This is a genomic window from Enterobacter sp. PL_is514 (genome assembly GCF_055816715.1).
Genome location: NZ_JBVPGN010000026.1, coordinates 70,588 through 84,456, shown reverse-complemented (window position 1 = coordinate 84,456; position 13,869 = coordinate 70,588). Strand labels below are relative to the sequence as shown.

17 protein-coding genes are annotated in these 13,869 nt (G+C 55.5%); 3 read left to right on the top strand and 14 right to left on the bottom strand.

Going from position 1 to position 13,869, the window contains the following annotated elements; all coding sequences use genetic code 11:
- Window positions 1–77: 77 nt before the first annotated feature.
- The 9 genes from AC0TNG_RS03165 to AC0TNG_RS03125 form a co-directional block, all read right to left on the bottom strand.
- Window positions 78–1,262, bottom strand: coding sequence for an MFS transporter (locus AC0TNG_RS03165; RefSeq protein ID WP_024907688.1), 1,185 nt, complete (start codon window positions 1,260–1,262; stop codon window positions 78–80).
- 169 nt (window positions 1,263–1,431) lie between these two features.
- A complete protein-coding gene (gene proX / locus AC0TNG_RS03160) occupies window positions 1,432–2,427 on the bottom strand; it encodes a glycine betaine/L-proline ABC transporter substrate-binding protein ProX (RefSeq protein ID WP_024907687.1) in 996 nt (331 codons plus the stop codon).
- A 9-nt stretch (window positions 2,428–2,436) separates the two neighbouring features.
- Window positions 2,437–3,507, bottom strand: a complete 1,071-nt coding sequence (proW, locus tag AC0TNG_RS03155; RefSeq protein WP_473713287.1) for a glycine betaine/L-proline ABC transporter permease ProW — start codon at window positions 3,505–3,507, stop codon at window positions 2,437–2,439.
- Window positions 3,500–4,702, bottom strand: coding sequence for a glycine betaine/L-proline ABC transporter ATP-binding protein ProV (proV, locus tag AC0TNG_RS03150; protein ID WP_024907685.1), 1,203 nt, complete (start codon window positions 4,700–4,702; stop codon window positions 3,500–3,502). The genes proW and proV overlap by 8 nt, the downstream gene beginning before the upstream one ends.
- Before the next feature lie 331 nt (window positions 4,703–5,033).
- The gene (gene nrdF / locus AC0TNG_RS03145) at window positions 5,034–5,993 is read right to left on the bottom strand and encodes a class 1b ribonucleoside-diphosphate reductase subunit beta (RefSeq protein ID WP_032647991.1); all 960 of its coding nucleotides are present in this window, start codon (window positions 5,991–5,993) and stop codon (window positions 5,034–5,036) included.
- Window positions 5,994–6,002: 9 nt separating this feature from the next.
- On the bottom strand, window positions 6,003–8,147 hold the full coding sequence (gene nrdE, locus AC0TNG_RS03140) for a class 1b ribonucleoside-diphosphate reductase subunit alpha (protein ID WP_473713286.1): 2,145 nt from the start codon (window positions 8,145–8,147) through the stop codon (window positions 6,003–6,005).
- Window positions 8,120–8,530 (bottom strand): class Ib ribonucleoside-diphosphate reductase assembly flavoprotein NrdI, encoded by a 411-nt coding sequence (nrdI, locus tag AC0TNG_RS03135; RefSeq protein ID WP_024907682.1) that lies wholly within the window; start codon window positions 8,528–8,530, stop codon window positions 8,120–8,122. The genes nrdE and nrdI overlap by 28 nt, the downstream gene beginning before the upstream one ends.
- Entirely contained in the window at window positions 8,527–8,766 is a 240-nt protein-coding gene (gene nrdH / locus AC0TNG_RS03130; RefSeq protein WP_008502570.1) for a glutaredoxin-like protein NrdH, read from the bottom strand. Before nrdH ends, nrdI begins: the two co-directional genes overlap by 4 nt.
- Window positions 8,767–9,018: 252 nt before the next feature.
- Window positions 9,019–9,345 carry an ElaB/YgaM/YqjD family protein gene (locus tag AC0TNG_RS03125; RefSeq protein ID WP_008502569.1) on the bottom strand — a complete coding sequence of 109 codons (327 nt, stop codon included), beginning with the start codon at window positions 9,343–9,345 and terminating at the stop codon, window positions 9,019–9,021.
- A 160-nt stretch (window positions 9,346–9,505) separates the two neighbouring features.
- On the opposite strand from AC0TNG_RS03125, the gene AC0TNG_RS03120 reads away from it, so the two are divergent.
- Window positions 9,506–9,850, top strand: coding sequence for a DUF2002 family protein (locus AC0TNG_RS03120; protein ID WP_024907681.1), 345 nt, complete (start codon window positions 9,506–9,508; stop codon window positions 9,848–9,850).
- Between the two features lie 32 nt (window positions 9,851–9,882).
- Here AC0TNG_RS03120 and alaE read toward each other — a convergent pair whose 3' ends face one another.
- The gene (gene alaE / locus AC0TNG_RS03115) at window positions 9,883–10,332 is read right to left on the bottom strand and encodes an L-alanine exporter AlaE (RefSeq protein WP_008502567.1); all 450 of its coding nucleotides are present in this window, start codon (window positions 10,330–10,332) and stop codon (window positions 9,883–9,885) included.
- Between the two features lie 494 nt (window positions 10,333–10,826).
- Here alaE and stpA point away from each other — a divergent pair, with 494 nt between their 5' ends.
- A complete protein-coding gene (stpA, locus tag AC0TNG_RS03110; RefSeq protein ID WP_024907680.1) occupies window positions 10,827–11,231 on the top strand; it encodes a DNA-binding protein StpA in 405 nt (134 codons plus the stop codon).
- Window positions 11,232–11,269: 38 nt separating this feature from the next.
- Here stpA and AC0TNG_RS03105 read toward each other — a convergent pair whose 3' ends face one another.
- The 3 genes from AC0TNG_RS03105 to AC0TNG_RS03095 form a co-directional block, all read right to left on the bottom strand.
- The gene (locus tag AC0TNG_RS03105; protein ID WP_023308920.1) at window positions 11,270–11,449 is read right to left on the bottom strand and encodes a YodC family protein; all 180 of its coding nucleotides are present in this window, start codon (window positions 11,447–11,449) and stop codon (window positions 11,270–11,272) included.
- A 79-nt stretch (window positions 11,450–11,528) separates the two neighbouring features.
- Window positions 11,529–12,050 carry a rhodanese family protein gene (locus AC0TNG_RS03100; protein WP_473713285.1) on the bottom strand — a complete coding sequence of 174 codons (522 nt, stop codon included), beginning with the start codon at window positions 12,048–12,050 and terminating at the stop codon, window positions 11,529–11,531.
- Window positions 12,051–12,059: 9 nt separating this feature from the next.
- Window positions 12,060–12,359, bottom strand: coding sequence for an ArsR/SmtB family transcription factor (locus AC0TNG_RS03095; RefSeq protein ID WP_048990873.1), 300 nt, complete (start codon window positions 12,357–12,359; stop codon window positions 12,060–12,062).
- A gap of 181 nt (window positions 12,360–12,540) precedes the next feature.
- Between AC0TNG_RS03095 and AC0TNG_RS03090 the strand changes: the two genes are divergently transcribed.
- The gene (locus tag AC0TNG_RS03090) at window positions 12,541–12,699 is read left to right on the top strand and encodes a YqaE/Pmp3 family membrane protein (RefSeq protein WP_032645235.1); all 159 of its coding nucleotides are present in this window, start codon (window positions 12,541–12,543) and stop codon (window positions 12,697–12,699) included.
- Here the strand turns inward: AC0TNG_RS03090 and AC0TNG_RS03085 are convergent.
- Complete coding sequence (locus AC0TNG_RS03085; RefSeq protein WP_473713284.1) at window positions 12,696–13,625, bottom strand: LysR substrate-binding domain-containing protein; 930 nt, start codon at window positions 13,623–13,625, stop codon at window positions 12,696–12,698. The two genes, AC0TNG_RS03090 and AC0TNG_RS03085, sit on opposite strands and share 4 nt — an antisense overlap.
- Window positions 13,626–13,869 lie beyond the last annotated feature (244 nt).

The following is a 13,869-nucleotide window of genomic DNA, read 5'->3' as shown; positions in this document are numbered from 1 at the left end:
CTGGGATAAATGATTACGTTTACATTAACAGAGTGAAAGGCCTCTTAACACCCTAAGAGGCCAACGCAATGTAAAACTTAGTGAATTGCATCCTGGCGATGGTAACCACGCCACCATACTAGCAGGTTAAGGGTGGCGACGATGGCCCCGATCGCACATACCCCCGACCAGCCTGCATGCTGCCACGCCGACGCTGAAATGAGCGAACCCGCCGCGCCGCCAATGAAGTAGCTGGTCATGTAACCGGCCGTCAGGCGGTTACGCGCCTCTGGCTTCACGCGATAGATGACGGTCTGATTGGTGATGTGAACGCCCTGAACGGTGAGATCGAGCACCAGGATGCCGACGATCAGCGCCAGCACCGAGACGTGCCCATACCAGATTGCCGCCCAGGAGAGCAGAAGTAAAATCAGCCCTGCGGAGGTGGTCAGGTGGGATTTACCCTTGTCGGCCAGCCCGCCTGCGGGACGCGCGCCCAGTGCGCCTGCGGCACCGGCCAGACCGAACAGGCCAATCACCCCTTCGGAATAATTGAACGGCGGCGCTGCAAGCAGAAACGCCATCGACGTCCACAGAATGCTGAAGTTAGCGAAGGTGAAACAGCCCAGCAGGGCGCGGGTGCGCAGAAGCTTATCCTGGGTGAACAGACTGAAAACGGAGGCCAGCAGTTGAGGATAGTTCAGGTGGTTGTCCTGCTTCACTTTTGGCAGCCCGCGCCACAGCGCCAGCGCCATGATGACCATCAGCACGCTCGCTACCCAGTATACGGTGCGCCAGCCGCCGAGGCTTGCCAGCAGCCCGGCAACGGTACGCGCCAGCAAAATCCCCAGCAGCAGGCCACTCATGATGGTGCCCACCACCTTGCCGCGTTTTTCCGGGGAGGCGAGGGTCGCGGCGAGCGGGACCAGAATTTGCGCCACCACGGAGAACAGCCCCGTCAGCGCGGTACCGACGATCATCATCGTCAGCGACTGGCTGCTGGCGGTGATCAGCATCCCACCGGCGGCCAGCAGGGTCATGGAGACGATCAGCATTCGGCGTTCAAACATATCGCCGAGCGGCACCAGGAACAGCAGTCCGGCGGCATAGCCGAGCTGTGCAGCGGTGACAATAAAGCCTGCGGAGCTGGCGGAGAGATTGAACGCGCGGGCGATGGTGTCGAGAAGAGGCTGCGCGTAATAGTTGCTGGCGACCGCCAGACCCGTTGCCACGGACATTAAAAGGATGAGTGCGGGGCTAAGCCCTTGAGTGGTTTTTGTCATTAGTTTCAGGAATCGTTAGTTGAGTGATTATTTTTCCGGAAACCATAATAGCTAATGATTGTGAATGTTGGGGGATTGTTATGTGTGTGTTTGTGCGGTTAATCCCCTCACCCCAGCCCCCCCCAAAGGGGAGAGGGTTAGGGTGAGGGGTTAGGTTGTGTTGTATTTTTTACTTCTGCGCCGCAAGCGCCTCTTTCACCCAGCCGTCAAACTGCTGCTGGTGGGCTTTGATCCAGCCGTCCACGTGGCCTTTCACATCCGCTTCGGAGGATTTACCCGCATGCATCATCGCGTTCTGGGCGTTGATGTCCGCCAGCGGCAGCTTCATCACCGAGAACAGCTTCGCCGCTGCCGGGTTTTTCTCGGCCCAGGCTTTGTTCGCCACGATATGCATGGTGTTCACCGGGAAGCCGTAGTTCATGCCGTTCGGCAGCCTGGTGTCGATGTCTTTCTGCTCGCCCGGCAGGGAGGAGAACGGCACCTGCAGCCACACCACGTCTTTACCCGGCTTCAGCACGTCGCTCACCCAGTACGGCGTCCAGGTGTAGTAGATCACCGGTTTACCCTCTTTGAAGCGGGCAATGGTGTCGGCCATCATCGCAGAATAGTTGCCGTGGCTCACGTCGACCGTTTTCGCCAGATCGAAGGCTTTGTTCTGGTGGTTAATCACCGCTTCACAGCCCCAGCCCGGCGAGCAGCCCATCATGTCGGCCTTGCCGTCACCGTTGGTGTCGAACAGTTTGGCGATCTTCGGATCTTTCAGCTGTTCAATGTTGGTGATGTGGTACTTATCGGCGGTTTTCTTGTCGATCAGATAACCCTGCGCCGCGCCGGTCACGAAGGTGCCTTCGCGGTAGAATTTCTTGTCGCCACCGGCGGCGGCATACATATCGTCGTGCAGCGGCTGCCAGTTCACCGCGGTGAAGGTGGCGTCACCGGAAGCAATCGAGGTATAGCCCACGTTGTAATCCACTTCGCTCGGCGTGTTGACCGTGTAGCCGAGTTTTTCCAGCGCGCGGCTGACGATCAGGGTCTGGAAGCTCTCTTCCGAAATGGTGCTCTGCACCGGCTGCACGGTAATGCCTTTGCCCGGCAGGTCAGCCGCGAACGTGCTGGTGGAGACAAGGGTGGCAAACGCGGTAGCAAAAAGTACGTTATGTCGCATCGTTGTTCCTTATTTTGATTTCGTGAAAGGGCGGGCGAGTAACCCGACAGGGCCGGTGCTATACCAGCGACGGTTGCCGCGACTGCGTGAATCACGACCGACGGCCTGAGTCAGGCGGTCAAGAATAATGGCGAGGATCACGATCCCGACGCCGCCGACGGTGGCCAGCCCCATGTCGAGACGGCCAATGCCGCGCAGCACCATCTGGCCCAGTCCGCCAACGGCGATCATCGAGGCAATCACCACCATTGAGAGTGCCAGCATCAGCGTCTGGTTAACGCCCGCCATGATGGTCGGCATGGCCAGCGGAAGCTGAACCTTAAACAGCATCTGGCGCGGGCTGGCACCGAACGAGCGTGACGCCTCTATCAGGTCCGCAGGCACCTGGTTAATCCCCAGAATGGTCAGACGAATAATCGGCGGCAGGGCGAAGATAATGGTCACCACCACGCCCGGCACGTTACCGATGCCGAACAGCATCACGATTGGCACCAGATAGACGAACGCCGGGGTGGTCTGCATTGCATCCAGCAGCGGACGAATTATCTTCGCGGCCCGCGGGCTGCGCGCCAGCCAGATCCCCATCGGCAGGCCGATGACGATGCAAAAGAGCAGGGCGGTCAGCACCAGTGCCAGGGTGATCATCGCCTGCGACCAGGCCCCAATCGCGCCGATGGCAATCAGCGAAATCAGCGTGGCGACCCCCATCCCGGCGCTGCCAAACTGCCAGGCGATCAGGGAGAACAGGATAATCGCCACCGGTGCCGGCATGCCCAGCATCAGCTGCTGGAAGCCGTTCAGGATGTAATCCACCGGGATGCGGATCCCCTGGAAAACCGGACGGAAGTGCGTGACCACCCAGTCGATCCCCTCCGTCACCCAGCTGTCCAGCGGGATCAGCGTTTTATGGAACGGATCCATGATGTTGAAGTGTTCTGGCGCAGGCGCGGGTGCGCTGTTCAGCCAGTCTGCCGCGCCGCCGCCATCGGCGGGGGCTGGCGTGGAACCCCACGCGTCGGCGGATTGCGCAGCGCTGTCCGCTGCTTCAGTGATGCCCCACGGGTTTGATTGATCAGCCATTGTTTGCCCCCTCGCGATCTAAAGCCTGCAGCAGCATCCGTTTTGAGATGATGCCGACGTACTGTTGTTCCTCGCCCACGACCGGCACGGCGCACGGCGCCTGACCCACGTGAGAGAGCAACTCGCTGAGCGGCGTTTCGGCGTCCACGGCAAGCGGAGCGTCAATTAACGCCGCATCGATTCCCCGGTTTTCGCCAAGCGCGGTTTTCAGAGAGTCGATGGAGACAACGCCGACAAATTTATTGCCGCGTTCAACCAGATAACCGTATTCACGGTCTTCGTCCTGCAGCAGCTTAAGCGCCGAGCGCGGGCCGAAGCCTGGCGTTTTACGAATAATGCCGTTTGGCGTTCGACGGGCAATATCTTTGGCGCTAAAGACCTGGCTAATATCCACGCCGCGGAAGAAGGTGCGGACATAATCGTTCGCCGGATTATTGAGAATTTCATCCGGCGTGCCGACCTGCACCACTTCACCGTTTTGCATAATGGCAATACGGTCGCCAATACGCATGGCTTCATCCAGATCGTGGGAAATAAAGACAATGGTTCGCTGATGTTTAGCCTGTAATTTTACCAGCTCATCCTGCATCTCGGTGCGAATTAACGGATCGAGGGCGGAGAAGGCTTCATCCATTAATAAAATATCTGGATTAATGGCTAATGCGCGGGCTAATCCAACGCGCTGACGCATACCGCCGGAAAGTTCATCCGGGTACGCATGCGCATAATTTTCCAGCCCGACCTGACGCAGTGCATCAAGGGCTTTTTCCTGACGTTCCTGAGCCGGCGTGCCGGCTAATTCCATGCCGAAGGCGGTATTATCCAGTACCGTCATGTGTGGCATTAGCGCGAATGACTGGAACACCATTGCGATCTTCTTTCTGCGCACCTCGCGAAGCTCAGCGTCTGATATTCTGGCGATATCCACGCCGTCAATCAGCACCTGCCCGCGGGTGGGTTCAATCAGGCGATTGAGAAGGCGAACCATAGTGGATTTACCCGAACCGGATAATCCCATGATGACAAAAATCTCGCCTTCTTCAATGGCCAGACTGGCGTCTTTAACGCCAAGCGATAGCCCGGTTTTTTCCAGAATTTGCTCTTTCGTAAGGCCTTTTTCAATATATTTGAATGCGCGCTGCGGATGCTCGCCAAATACTTTATAAAGATTTTTCACTTCTAATTTAATTGCCATGCAATAGAGAGTGTCCTGTTATTTGTTTATGTCGATATGATTACCATGGTAAATTGTTAACGGGCATAACCCTAACATACTGAGAATCTGAGACAACCCTGGGTTTGCTTATGGCGTGAATTTTCAGGGAAGCGAAACGGCTGAATTTCCCATGAATAAAGGGCTGAGAGCGTTTTGAATTTTTCTCAATTTTTTGCTGCTGCGTAGGGGAATTTCGCCTGGATCGGAATGATTCAGGCGAATATGACTCAGAAATGACAGTGTAGTTGCTTTGTAAATATTAGAGAGGAAATTGTTGGGTTTATATTAAATTAACGAACGTTAACGTTCATTAAAAATCCCAGTCTTCATCCTCGGTTTCCACCGCTTTGCCCATCACATACGACGAACCCGACCCGGAGAAGAAATCGTGGTTTTCGTCGGCGTTGGGCGACAGCGCGGCCAGAATCGCCGGGTTCACCTCCGCCATCTCCGGTGGGAAAAGCGCCTCATAACCCAGGTTCATCAGCGCCTTGTTGGCGTTGTAGCAGAGGAAGGCCTTCACGTCGTCCTCCCAGCCGGTGCCGGCGTACAGTTCCTCGGTATAGCTCAGCTCGTTGTCGTACAGATCCATCAGCAAATCCAGCGCAAAGCCTTTAAGCTCCTCGCGCTTTGCCTCGCTGACTTTCTCCAGCCCTTTCTGATACTTATAGCCGATGTAATACCCGTGCACCGCTTCATCACGAATGATGAGCCGAATCAAATCGGCGGTGTTGGTGAGCTTGCCCCGGCTCGACCAGTACATGGGCAGCCAGAACCCGGAATAGAAGAGGAACGATTCCAGAAACACGCTGGCGATCTTCTTCTTCAGCGGCTCGTCGGCCCGATAATACGTCAGCACCAGCTCCGCTTTTCTCTGCAATGACTCGCTCGCTTCACTCCAGGCATAGGCCGCGTCCACGTCTTTGGTCTGGCACAAGGTGGAGAAAATCGAGCTGTAGGAGCGGGCGTGCACCGCCTCCATAAAGCTGATGTTCGACATCACCGCCTCTTCGTGCGGCGTCAGCGCGTCACTCATCAGAGCCGGTGCGCCGACGGTATTTTGAATGGTATCCAGCAGCGTCAGGCCGGTAAAAACGCGGATCGTCAGCTGCTGCTCGGCGTGGCTCAGCGTTTGCCAGGCCGGAATATCGTTGGAGAGCGGGACCTTTTCCGGCAGCCAGAAGTTGCTGGTCAGGCGGTTCCACACCTCCAGGTCTTTGTCGTCCTGGATTTTGTTCCAGTTAACGGCACTCACGCGTGACAGTTTCATCCTTTCTCCTTACAGCGCGCAGGACACGCAGCCTTCAATTTCGGTGCCTTCCAGCGCAAGCTGGCGCAGGCGAATGTAGTAGAGCGTTTTGATGCCTTTCTTCCAGGCGTAGATCTGCGCTCTGTTGATATTCCGCGTGGTGGCGGTATCCGGGAAGAACAGCGTCAGCGACAGCCCCTGATCCACGTGTTTTGTCGCCTCGGCGTAGGTATCAATGATTTTTTCCGGCCCGATCTCATACGCGTCCTGATAGAGCGCCAGGTTCTCATTGGTCATAAACGGGGCAGGGTAGTAAACGCGCCCGGTTTTGCCTTCTTTGCGAATTTCAATTTTCGATACGATCGGGTGAATGCTCGAGGTGGCGTGATTGATGTAGGAGATCGAACCGGTTGGCGGCACCGCCTGCAGGTTCTGGTTGTAGATGCCGTAGCGCATCACGTCGTCACGCAGCTGCTGCCACATTTCACGCGTCGGGAGGGTAATCCCCGCGCGAGCAAACAGTTCGCGCACTTTTTCGGTTTTCGGCTGCCAGTCGCCTTCCAGATACTGGCTGAAATATTCCCCGCTGGCGTAGCGGGACTGCTCAAAGCCCGCGAAGCGCTGGTCGCGCTCGCGCGCCAGCATCATTGAGGTGTGCAGCGCGTGCCAGGTGACGGTGTAAAAATAGAGGTTGGTGAAGTCCAGTCCTTCCGGACTGCCGTAGGCGATGCCTTCCCTCGCCAGATAGCCGTGGAGGTTCATCTGCCCCAGCCCGATGGCGTGCGACGCGGCGTTGCCCGCTTCAATAGACGGCACGCTGCGGATGTGGCTCATGTCCGACACCGCCGTCAGCCCGCGAATGGCGGTTTCTATCGTGCGGCCAAAGTCGGGTGAATCCATGGTGTGGGCGATATTCAGCGACCCGAGGTTGCAGGAGATGTCTTTGCCGATCTCCGCGTAGTCCAGGTTTTCGTCGTAGGCTGACGCGCTATTGACCTGCAAAATCTCCGAGCACAGGTTGCTCATGTTGATACGCCCGGCAATCGGGTTCGCGCGGTTCACCGTATCCTCAAACATGATGTACGGATAGCCGGACTCAAACTGAATTTCGGCAAGCGTCTGGAAGAAATCGCGGGCGTTGATGGTTTTTTTGCGAATGCGATCGTCGGCCACCAGTTCGTCGTAGAGCTCGCTGATGGCCACGTCGCCAAAGGCCTTGCCGTAAATTCTCTCGATGTCATACGGCGAGAAGAGCGCCATCTCGGCATTCTCTTTGGCGAGCTTAAAGGTGACATCCGGGATCACCACCCCCAGCGACAGGGTTTTGATACGGATTTTTTCGTCGGCGTTTTCGCGTTTGGTATCGAGAAAACGCAGAATGTCCGGATGGTGCGCGTGCAGGTAAACCGCGCCCGCGCCCTGGCGCGCGCCAAGCTGGTTGGCATAGGAGAACGCATCTTCCAGCATCTTCATCACCGGGATCACGCCGGAGGACTGGTTTTCGATGCGCTTGATCGGCGCGCCCGCTTCACGCAGGTTAGAGAGCAGAAACGCCACGCCGCCGCCGCGTTTGGAAAGCTGCAGCGCCGAGTTCACCGCGCGGCCAATCGACTCCATATTGTCTTCGATGCGCAGCAGGAAGCAGGAGACCAGCTCACCGCGCTGGGCCTTGCCGCAGTTGAGGAAGGTTGGCGTGGCGGGCTGGAAGCGTCCGGAGAGGATCTCGTCGGTGAGCTGTTCCGCCAGCGCTTCATCGCCCTGCGCCAGGGTCAGCGCGACCATCACCACGCGGTCTTCATAGCTTTCTAAGTAGCGTTTACCGTCGAAGGTCTTCAGGGTGTAGCTGGTGTAGTACTTCCATGCGCCAAGGAACGTCTGGAAACGAAAACCGCTGGCGTGGGCGCGTTCAAACAGCTTCACGACGAAGGCGCGTTCGTAGCGGGTGAGGACGCGCGCGTCGTAGTAGCCCTCGTTAACCAGATAGTCGAGACGTTCATTCTGGCTTGCAAAAGTCACGCTGTTGGGCCGCACGTGGGTGGCAAAAAAGGCGTCCACCGCCTCACGGTCTTTATTAAACTGAATGCGTCCCTCCCGGTCATAGAGGTTAAGCATGGCGTTTAATGCGTGGTAATCCGGCGTCGCCTGCATTACCCGTTCTGCGGTTGTCGTTGCCAAAATTCGTTCACTCCTTTACGCACGTTTTCGACGTCCTGCTGCGTCCCCATCAGCTCAAAGCGATAGAGATACGGCACGCCGCACTTTTGAGAGATGACATCTCCGGCGCGACCAAAGGCATCGCCGAAATTGCGATTCCCCGCCGCAATGACGCCGCGGATCAGCTCCCGGTTATGGGGATCGTTCAGAAAGCGGATCACCTGGCGAGGCACAGCGCCCGCCGTACCGCCTCCGCCATAGCTGGGCACCACCAGAATGTAAGGTTCCTCTACCCGGATCCGCTCCCGCTCGTTAAGGGGAATGCGCACCGCAGGCAGCCCGACGCGCTCAATAAAGCGGAGCGTGTTTTCCGAGCTGCTGGAGAAGAACACCAGTCTGCTCATGCCCGTGCTGCCTGCGCGGCGATGCGGTTGATCATGTCCGGGCGGAAGCCAGACCAGCTGGTCTCCCCGGCCACCACCACCGGAAGCTGACGGAAACCCTGCGCGCGAAGGGTATCGGCGGCCTCGGGCTGCTGGTCAATATTCACCATCTCAAACGCCACGCCGCGGCTTTCCATTGCCCGTTTGGTCGCGTGGCACTGAACACAATCGTTACGAGTGTAAATAATAATGCTCATGATTCGTATTTCCATTTAAAATGAGATAACGGCGCGAGTCATCGCGTCAGGTTGTGTGTGTCTTGCTAAAAGGAATACTAGATGTAGTTGTCTTAAGTTTCAACCATACAAGATATGGGAAATTTAGATTGATGTTGTCCCGATGATGAGCACAGCGGGGCAGGGCAGGCTATACGGGTTTTACAGGCGAGAAGGCAAAGAAAAGCCCCGGCAGCCACTGACCACCGGGGCAGATAACGGTGCGTGAGCGGGTTATTTACGCAGGCTAAGCAGAGCGCCCACAAAGATACCGACTGCCGCTACCGTGCCGAGCGTACAGAGCGGTTTCTCGCGCACGAAGGTCGTTGCGCAGCTGACAGCATCGCAGGCAGCCTGTGTCGTACGCGTGCGGCCGTTTAAGCGTGCGCGGGTTTCACGGAGCAGAGACTGAGCCTTACGCTTTGCGGCATCCGCTTCGTCCTTCGCGTCACTTCCCCAGGACTTCAGCACCTCTTCGAGCGTGTCCGCTAATTGGCTGACATCATTACGAATATCCTGAGCGTCGTCATTAATATCGTTTCGGTTCGGTCTGTTAAACATACGATCCTCCGTAATTTTGTGTTCCCGTTCAGTTTAGTTCAGAAATTTAATATCTGAAGCGCATCACGCGTTATCCGGCAGTTTATGGATTATTCTGAAAGCCCTGCTAATGCTGAATACTGTAAGGTTGCCGGGCAGGAAAAGATAACGAGGAAAAGATATGTATTTACGACCTGATGAGGTGGCGCGCGTTCTTGAAAAAGAGGGATTCACCATGGATGAGGTGACACCAAAAGCGTATGGATATCGCCGTGGCGATAATTATGTTTACGTTAATCGTGAAGCAAGAATGGGACGTACCGCTCTCATTATTCACCCGACGCTGAAAGACAGAAGTCTGTCATTTGCTGAGCCTGCCTCGGATATTAAAACCTGCGATCACTATCAGCAATTTCCGCTCTATTTGGGCGGTGAACGGCATGAGCATTATGGTATTCCGCATGGCTTCAGCTCACGCATGGCGCTGGAGCGGTTTTTGAAGGGACTGTTTGGCGACGTACAGTAAATTCGCGACTGGCGTGCGCCAGTCGCTTCACATCACGCTTTTGCCTGACTGTACTGGCTGACCTTAAACAGGCGGCGGCAGTAGTCGAGGAAATAGCCGTATACCGCACCCATCAGCATTGAAATCACAATATTCGAACTGACCGCCGCAGCGATCTGGTGCCAGTCTGCACCCACTGTCAGCAGAATGGCCACGTAAACCGGCGACTGGAACGTCACATAGGCCAGGACGTCCGCCAGGTTTTTCACCCAGCCTGCGGGGCTGATACGACGCGCAAAACGCATGACGGCATCGCGGTATAAGCCGTAAGGCCATGCAATAATTATATTGACCGGGATCGCCACCAGACGAGAAGAAAGTGACTGCTCGAAGGACATTCCGGAGAGGAATATTTCGATCAGCATGTTCACAACGGAACAGTAAACAACCATCGCGAAAGTATCCGCCACGGCATGGCGAAGGCGTGATTGCGGTGAGAACATGTCTGAACTCCTTGAGAAGAACACAAAAGAAACGATTTTCCTGAAGCGATTAGTGCTTTAGGTTGGTTTGTTTGACGTGTATAGAGTATATCTCTGTGTTTGAACTAACAACTAGTGATTAATTTTTATTTAATCGCCTTTTGTCCACAAAATTCTCTAAAAGTGATTGTTTTTTATGCGGTTCGTTATAATCTGTCTCGGTTGGCTGTTTTTTCAGGTAAATCATATGGTTGGTGTTTATAGCGCCAGCGTGAGAATCGTTCCTCTTGTGCGAGGCGTAGAATGCTGAAATTTTGATTAAAGTTGACCATTTAAATTGATGCGATGATTGAATCCATGCGTATCCCGCAGGCGTTATAAGATAATATTCGCAGTGATATTTAAACATATTTACGCTACTGGCAGGGCGGGCCCACGGGTAGATATTTCAGCGGAAATGAATTATTCTGTCGACGATTTATCTATTTACCCTAAAGAGAAGGTTTTCAAATAATATGTCTTTGACGTTACAGAATCTTAATAATATCCGAACTCTGCGCGCCATGGCGCGTGAATTATCCCTGGACGTTCTTGAGGAAACGCTGGAAAAGGTCAGGGTCGTTACTGAAGAGAAACGGAGTGAGCTGGCGGAATTAGAGCAGCAGCGTGCTGAACAGCAGGAAAAAATTAATGCCCTGCTGGAACTGATGAAAGCCGATGGTATTTCACCGACTGACCTTCTGGGCTCTGAAAGGGCGCTGACGGGTAATCCAGCGAAAAAGCGCAAGCCGCGTGAAGCAAAATATCGTTTTATTGACCAGAACGGTGAAGAGAAAACGTGGACCGGCCAGGGCCGCACGCCGAAGCCTATTGCCAACGCGCTGGCAAACGGTAAATCGCTGGATGATTTTCTGATCTGACAGCTGAGCCGGGCGGTACACGCCGCCCGGCTGGCTGTTCAGCAGACGCCGAAATCGCCTTCTTCGGTATACGGCGCCACATCGGCAGCTTTCAGAGTATATTTCTCGCCTTGCTCATTGCTGGCCTGAACCGCCACAATGCTGTCACCGTTCACTTCGAGCACTTTCAGTTTCGGGCCGCCTTTACGCGGTTGCACATAATCACCGACAGAAAACATATTACCTCCTCATCGTTTTAGCGATCTTCACCTTAGCCCACGCCTGACGCCGGGTACAGCGTATTTCACCGATTACTGCTTATGAGGTACGCCGGTTCCAGGGCATTACCCTGAGCAGTCGCGCCATACCGCAATAGCCCGTCACACCGGCGAACAGCAGCCCGGCTCCGACAAAACCGCTGAGCAGGAAAAAAGCGCCGGAGACGCTATAGCCCAGCACCACGCCGCAGAGAATGAGCAGCCCGGCAGCAATTTGCACCTGACGCATCAGCGGCAGCGGCTGGGATTTGTCTTCGACGGTCGGCAGCCCGGCCTGCTTCCAGCCCTGAATGCCCCCTTCGACCACAAATGCCTGAGCGGGCGCGGCGGCCCGCGCAAGGCGGTCGGCATTGCCTGAGGTGCGGGCACCAGACTGGCAGTGAAAAATCAACGTATCCCCCGCCTGCACGTTAAGACCGCCGGGGAAGGTATCCAGCGGCACGGACCGCGCGGCGGGAATATGCTCGCGGGCGTACTCGTCGGCATCACGAATATCAATCAGTTTTGCGCCTTCAGCGATGCGGGCGCTGGCCTCGCGCGGTGAAATAAGGGGAAGTGACATGGCGGCTCCTTACGGGCAATAAAGGGTTTTCAGGGTGCTGATGAGCTGATGCACCGCATCGTTTTTAATGAAATAGAGAATGCGCTGCGCGTCGCGGGTGCTGTCGATAAGACCTTCATCACGCATGCGCGCCAGATGCTGCGACGTGGCGGAAGGACTTAGCCCCGTCGCGCGGGCCAGTTCCCCCGCGCTGGTGCCGGGGGCGCCGCACAGGGTGCAGAGGATCAGCAGCCGACGCGGGTTGCTCATCGCTTTTAAAAGGTTTGCGGCCTGCTCTGCGCTGGCCTGAAGCTGTTCGAGTTCGGTCATGATAGTTTAGTATTTGCTTAATTAAGATAATGCTAAAGTAATTATGCGCATTACGCCAGCGTCAAAAGCGTAAAAGAGGGTAAACGCAGGGGAGAGAACTGGCGCAGACAGGTAAACTGGCTATGCTTAGAGATAGTTCTCTTTATTATTTTCAATGGATTAGCTTGCACGGAGTTTTGATATGGGTTTTTGGCGTATTGTTTTTACCATCCTGTTGCCGCCGCTGGGCGTGCTGTTGGGCAAAGGTTTCGGCTGGGCGTTTATTATCAACATTATTCTGACGCTGCTGGGCTACATCCCGGGTCTTATCCATGCCTTTTGGGTTCAGAGTAAGAACTAAGCGCGCCAGAGTAAGTCGCTGTAGATCCCGGTCAGCACGCCCTGGGGGCCAAACTGCTGTTTGATCCAGCGCGTGACCTGGCCGGTCGCGGCATGCTGCGTGGCGAGCAGCATGCGCGAGTCCTGACGCGGGTTATTGATACGCCGCGTCACCAGCAGCCCGTCTTCCACCGCTTCCCGCGCCATATACTCCGGTAAAAAACCTATCCCTTCGCCCAGGATCTGACACTGGCATTTGGTATTAAAGTCCGGCACCAGAATGGCTTCCTGTCCGTGCAGCAGCCAGCCGACCTTCTTGTTAATGGTATGCGCAGTATCTTCCACCATGATGTTGGGATAGAGGCGCAGCTGGCTTTCCGCTATCGGTTCCGGGACGAAGGCCAGCGGGTGTTCCGGCGCGATGGCAAAGACCCAGCGGATGGCGCCGATCTCGGTGTAGTCAATCCCGCCGCCGTCGAGCAGCGTGTCCGGTGCGCCGATGGCGATATTGGCCTGGTTGTTGATGATGGAGTCCCACACCCCGTTATAGACCTCGGTGGTGACGGTGATCTGGCAGGTGGGAAACTGCTTTTTCAGCACCTGCAGAAGCCGCGCGGTATGGCGCGGCGTATACAACAGCTGGTTAATACAGATGCGCACCCGCGCCTCGATGCCCTGTGAGATGGTATCAATCCCGCGCTTGATGGCGTGAAAGTCATTAAGCAGGTCGGTGGCCTTACGGTAAAAGTAAAAGCCGGACTCGGTCAGCTCAATGCTGCGCGTGTTACGCACAAACAGCACCACGTCCAGCCCGGTCTCCATGCGCTTAATGGTGTAGCTGATGGCGGACGTGGTGACGCCCATCTCGGCGGCGGCTTTGCTGAAGCTGCCGAAGCGTGCGGCGGTAGTAAAGGCCAGCAGGTTCTCTTCGGTAAAGATGGAATTCATATCTCACTCCCTTCAGCCATCAGTTTTGAACATATTTTAACAGCGTTGTTACAACGCATTTGAAGCCGATCACAGTTCTGACTCTTTGCTTAAAGCCCTGGTGCGTAAGGCTTCATCAGGCATAAGCATAATGCAGTCTCGAGCGCTAAAAAGCGGATAAACATAAGAAAAAGGTTGCACAGACGCACGTTTTGACCGGTTTGTTGACTTTAACTCAACAATGAATTGACTGTCGATGAATCAT

Bases quoted from the DNA above. Each gene is read 5' to 3' on its own strand.
- AC0TNG_RS03165 (WP_024907688.1), bottom strand. From the start codon at position 1,262: ATGACAAAAACCACTCAAGGGCTTAGCCCCGCACTCATCCTTTTAATG.
- proX (WP_024907687.1), bottom strand. From the start codon at position 2,427: ATGCGACATAACGTACTTTTTGCTACCGCGTTTGCCACCCTTGTCTCC.
- proW (WP_473713287.1), bottom strand. From the start codon at position 3,507: ATGGCTGATCAATCAAACCCGTGGGGCATCACTGAAGCAGCGGACAGC.
- proV (WP_024907685.1), bottom strand. From the start codon at position 4,702: ATGGCAATTAAATTAGAAGTGAAAAATCTTTATAAAGTATTTGGCGAG.
- nrdF (WP_032647991.1), bottom strand. From the start codon at position 5,993: ATGAAACTGTCACGCGTGAGTGCCGTTAACTGGAACAAAATCCAGGAC.
- nrdI (WP_024907682.1), bottom strand. From the start codon at position 8,530: ATGAGCAGACTGGTGTTCTTCTCCAGCAGCTCGGAAAACACGCTCCGC.
- nrdH (WP_008502570.1), bottom strand. From the start codon at position 8,766: ATGAGCATTATTATTTACACTCGTAACGATTGTGTTCAGTGCCACGCG.
- AC0TNG_RS03125 (WP_008502569.1), bottom strand. From the start codon at position 9,345: ATGTTTAACAGACCGAACCGAAACGATATTAATGACGACGCTCAGGAT.
- AC0TNG_RS03120 (WP_024907681.1), top strand. From the start codon at position 9,506: ATGTATTTACGACCTGATGAGGTGGCGCGCGTTCTTGAAAAAGAGGGA.
- alaE (WP_008502567.1), bottom strand. From the start codon at position 10,332: ATGTTCTCACCGCAATCACGCCTTCGCCATGCCGTGGCGGATACTTTC.
- stpA (WP_024907680.1), top strand. From the start codon at position 10,827: ATGTCTTTGACGTTACAGAATCTTAATAATATCCGAACTCTGCGCGCC.
- AC0TNG_RS03105 (WP_023308920.1), bottom strand. From the start codon at position 11,449: ATGTTTTCTGTCGGTGATTATGTGCAACCGCGTAAAGGCGGCCCGAAA.
- AC0TNG_RS03100 (WP_473713285.1), bottom strand. From the start codon at position 12,050: ATGTCACTTCCCCTTATTTCACCGCGCGAGGCCAGCGCCCGCATCGCT.
- AC0TNG_RS03095 (WP_048990873.1), bottom strand. From the start codon at position 12,359: ATGACCGAACTCGAACAGCTTCAGGCCAGCGCAGAGCAGGCCGCAAAC.
- AC0TNG_RS03090 (WP_032645235.1), top strand. From the start codon at position 12,541: ATGGGTTTTTGGCGTATTGTTTTTACCATCCTGTTGCCGCCGCTGGGC.
- AC0TNG_RS03085 (WP_473713284.1), bottom strand. From the start codon at position 13,625: ATGAATTCCATCTTTACCGAAGAGAACCTGCTGGCCTTTACTACCGCC.